Source organism: Fodinibius sp., assembly GCF_041642155.1.
In the GTDB taxonomy this organism is placed as follows: domain Bacteria; phylum Bacteroidota; class Rhodothermia; order Balneolales; family Balneolaceae; genus Fodinibius.
This window is the reverse complement of record NZ_JBEPWZ010000270.1, coordinates 1-4,052: the sequence shown is the minus strand read 5'-3', so window position 1 is coordinate 4,052 and position 4,052 is coordinate 1. Positions and strand designations below refer to the sequence as shown.

The following is a 4,052-nucleotide window of genomic DNA, read 5'->3' as shown; positions in this document are numbered from 1 at the left end:
GTCTCCGCTTATATTCCGACGAACGTGATCTCGATTACAGACGGACAGATTTTCCTGGATACCGACCTGTTTAACTCGGGCGTTCGTCCCGCCATCGATGTCGGTACTTCGGTGTCGCGCGTGGGCGGATCGGCACAGGTCAAATCGATGAAGAAACTGGCCGGAACGATGAAGCTGGATCTGGCACAATACCGCGAGCTTGAAGCATTTGCCAAGTTTGGTTCCGATCTGGATCCTTCCACGCAGCGGCAGCTGAAACGGGGGGAGCGAACCGTTGAACTTCTGAAACAGGATATCTACCAACCGCTTGCAGTTCAGGAGCAGATTGCCCTGCTGAAAATAAACAGTGAGGGCCTACTGGAAGACCTGGCCGTGGATCAAATTCGGGAATTCGAAGAAAATTATCTTGAGACGGTAAACGTGAAGTTTGATGATGAGATGGCAGACTTGGCAATATCCGGTGAACTGGATGATGAGTTCGGGGAGAAACTCCTGAAAACGGCCCGAACCATAATCGATCAAATGACAGTCTCTGACGACTCCTAAATTATGGCGAACCTTCGAGACATACGAAACCGTATTGAATCCGTAAAAAATACGCGTCAGATTACCAAGGCCATGAAAATGGTGGCGGCCGCGAAATTGCGGAAGGCACAGAATCGCATCATCGCTACACGTCCGTACGCCGCTAAAATGAAGGAGATTGTAGCCCGGTTGGTTAACGATGCCTCCGAGGAGTATCAGTTGCTCAGAAAGCCGGAGACCACCGACGAAGTACTCCTTATCATTATCAGTTCGGATCGCGGGTTATGTGGAGCTTTTAATAATAACTTGTTTAAAATGGTTGAAAAAACCATTGAAGAAGATTATCTAAAATACAAGAAGGAGGGGACGCTTTCGCTTGTGTGCGTGGGGAGGAAAGCAATCAAGCATTTTGGAAAGCGTAACTATAACATTGTCGCTGAATACCCGAACTTCTTTGACGAAGTGAAATTTCCCAAGGTGTCCGCGATCATGCGGAAAGTGATCAGACAGTTTAATGACGGGGAGTATGACGAGGTCAAAATTGCTTATAATGAGTTTAAATCCGTGATTGCCCAGAATAGAATTGTAGAATCTGTGTTACCCATTGAACCGGAGTCTCTGGTGAAGGAAGATAAAGAAATTGGTGCGCAGAAGGAGTATATTTACGAGCCGGATGTAGATGAAATCCTTAAAAGGTTACTACCTTCTCACTTGAACTTACAGCTTTGGAAGGCTATCCTTGAGTCGAATGCGGCCGAGCAGGGCGCACGAATGACGGCCATGGATAACGCAACGGAGAACGCCAACGAACTTCAGGAAGATCTTGAGCTCGAATACAACCGTGCTCGCCAAACTGCCATTACCACGGAAATTTCAGAAATTATTTCGGGTGCACAGGCGCTTGAAGATGCCTGATTGAAATACAATCTTTCTCTTATCACCCTATAGCTATAGGAGGGATGGCAGAGTGGTCGAATGCGGCGGTCTTGAAAACCGTTGAGGCCTTATGGTCTCCGGGGGTTCGAATCCCTCTCCCTCCGCATTTAAGCCCTTCAGAAATGACTGAAGGGCTTTTTTTTTAAATAAAAGAGACGGTTGAACGTTAATCACGCAAATGTTTATTGAATAGGATTCCTCGCCATGAAAAAATCTATAGTTGTCTTATCCCTGCTTCTCCTGGGTTGTTCGGTGGGAGCTTATGCACAGGATACGGTTCGGGTATCGTTGCAAGAGTTTATTGACCGGGGGATGGAGAATGCGGGACAGCTTAAATACGAGCGCCAAAAAGTAAATATTGCTGAAAACCAGGTTTCCCAGGCAAATGCAAAAAGATATTTACCTGAATTCAATCTGAGCACGCAGCACGGGGTGGTCCCCGGGGTGACAAGTAGCACCGATCTCTCCGAGGATGAATATTATCTGGATCCCAACCTGGAAAATGACTGGGAGGACTGGGCGGTCTTTACCCGTGCTGAAGTGAATGCTGCCCAGCCACTCTTTACCTGGGGGGCGCTGAGCAATGTCGTCAAGGCAGCCGAATCTGCGGCCGTAGCAGCTAAAGAGCAGTTTGAACAGCAGCAGGCCGATCTGAAAGTACGTTTGGTTGAGCTCTACCAAAGTCATTTGCTGACTCAGGAAATCATGCGACTGCTTGACGAAGCGACGGGTACCATTAACGATATAGAAAAGCAGCTGGAAGAAAAGCAGGAAGAGGGGGCCGAAGATTTTGATGAATCGGACTTTTTCAAATTTAAGATTTTTAAATCCGAGTTTGCCACTCGGGCCACCGAGGTCCAGGAGAGCGCGGCCATGACTCGCCGCATCTGGGATTACGTCATGCAGTCGGAGGAAGGCACGGTATATTTGCCTGAAACGCGGTTTTTGGATCCGGTACCTGAGGAACTGAAAGAGATTGATTTCTACCGGATGAATGCCATTAAGCAGCGATCGGAAGTTAAGGCTATCGAAGCGGGCATTGATGCAGCGGAGTACGGGCTGAGAGCCCAGAAAAGTCAGACCCTGCCCGCCCTGGTCCTTGGACTGAGAGGAAGTTTTGCCAACACACCCAACCGTCCCCGGCAGAGTAATCCTTTTATTATCAATAATTCCAATTATCTCTCTGCGTCATTCGGGCTGGTTATTCGCCAGAATCTGGATTTTTTAAGCATCAACGCTGACATTGAGAGAAGACAACTGCAACACCGGCAGGCAAAATATTTAAAGGAGGCAGCCGTTGATGGTATCGTATTGGAAATCAATGAAATCTATAAAGAGGCTTCCTTGTCGAAGGTAAAAGTTGAGAATACCGACGAAGCTCTTGTTACCAGCAAAAAATGGTTGCGACAGGAACAATTGGATTACGACTTTGGTATAGGAGACACAAAAGATCTAATTGACGCCATGCAAAAAGAGCTTGAGCTGCGTGTAAAGATGAAGCGCGATATCTTTGAGCTCAATAAAAATATGATTCAACTATATCGGAAGTCAGGATTACCGATAACACAAATGTTTAATAATGAAGAATGATATGAATTATTTTTATACCATCTCCCTCGTATTCCTAATGAGCCTGTTCAGTTTTTTGCTCATTCTTCCGGCAGAAAGTTTTGCCCAGCAAAGTGAAGGTGCTGTCAGGCAGTTGCTGGAAGATCGTGACGAGGAGATCAAAGAGCTCTTGGGTCCCAGGGGCACTGAATACACCCAGGAACAGCGCGAAAAGCTTAAAAATATTATAAACGGGGTTATTGACTACCGGGCTATGGCTCAGTTCGCACTGCAGGATACCTACGATGCGCTTTCGGAAGAAGAGCGGGAAGAGTTTGTAGATCTTTTTTCAACGATTATTCGGGATCAATCCCTGAATAAACTGGATATTTACCGGGCAGAGGTGAAGTATGAGGATGTATCGGTTGAGGGAGACGAAGCCGAGGTACGGACCATGGCCCAGCTGGAGGACGTGCGTACCCCCGTGGGATATACCATGAAGTATACCGACAACAACGGGTGGGTGATGACCGACATGATCATTGATGACGTTTCCACGGCAGCGTCATATCGACGGCAGTTTCAAAATATCATTCGAAAGAAAGGATATGATTCGCTCCTCGAAACCCTTCGAAAACGGGCAGCGAAATAAATAGGTTTATTAATACGCAATAATACTTGTATATTTGCTCCAAAAATAAGATAAACAGAGCTTATGCTGCGATCGGTTCAACAGAAAAAGTTAGCCTCTCAGGGATATGTCTATACCACTTACGGTCATCCCCGGTATCTCAGACACGCTGTTGCCTCGGTTGTGTCGCTGCGCCGGTACGATGAAGAGCGTCCCGTCGCCCTGGTCTGTGAGGAGAAGCATAAAAAGATTCTGGAAGAATTTAACCTGAGCAGTATTTTTGACGTCGTCCACGTGATGTCGCCAGACCGGGCTTCTATCGTGGGATTCAAGCATAACATCCACGAATATATGTTTTTCGAGAAGAATATTTTTCTCGACAGCGATATCATATGGTGTAAAAATCCCGACA

3 protein-coding genes, 1 tRNA gene and 2 pseudogenes are annotated in these 4,052 nt (G+C 46.8%); all 6 read left to right on the top strand.

Annotated features, from left to right (window positions below):
• Nucleotides 1-546: pseudogene (locus tag ACESLU_RS12460) on the top strand (F0F1 ATP synthase subunit alpha); the annotation flags it as partial.
• A 3-nt stretch (nt 547-549) separates the two neighbouring features.
• Nucleotides 550-1,440 carry an ATP synthase F1 subunit gamma gene (gene atpG / locus ACESLU_RS12455; RefSeq protein ID WP_372638966.1) on the top strand — a complete coding sequence of 297 codons (891 nt, stop codon included), beginning with the start codon at nt 550-552 and terminating at the stop codon, nt 1,438-1,440.
• Between the two features lie 38 nt (nt 1,441-1,478).
• A tRNA-Ser gene (locus ACESLU_RS12450) sits at nt 1,479-1,565 on the top strand.
• A 100-nt stretch (nt 1,566-1,665) separates the two neighbouring features.
• The gene (locus ACESLU_RS12445; RefSeq protein ID WP_372638965.1) at nt 1,666-3,051 is read left to right on the top strand and encodes a TolC family protein; all 1,386 of its coding nucleotides are present in this window, start codon (nt 1,666-1,668) and stop codon (nt 3,049-3,051) included.
• Between the two features lies 1 nt (nt 3,052).
• A complete protein-coding gene (locus ACESLU_RS12440) occupies nt 3,053-3,661 on the top strand; it encodes a phospholipid-binding protein MlaC (RefSeq protein WP_372638964.1) in 609 nt (202 codons plus the stop codon).
• A gap of 63 nt (nt 3,662-3,724) precedes the next feature.
• Nucleotides 3,725-4,052, top strand: a pseudogene (locus ACESLU_RS12435) (hypothetical protein); the annotation flags it as partial.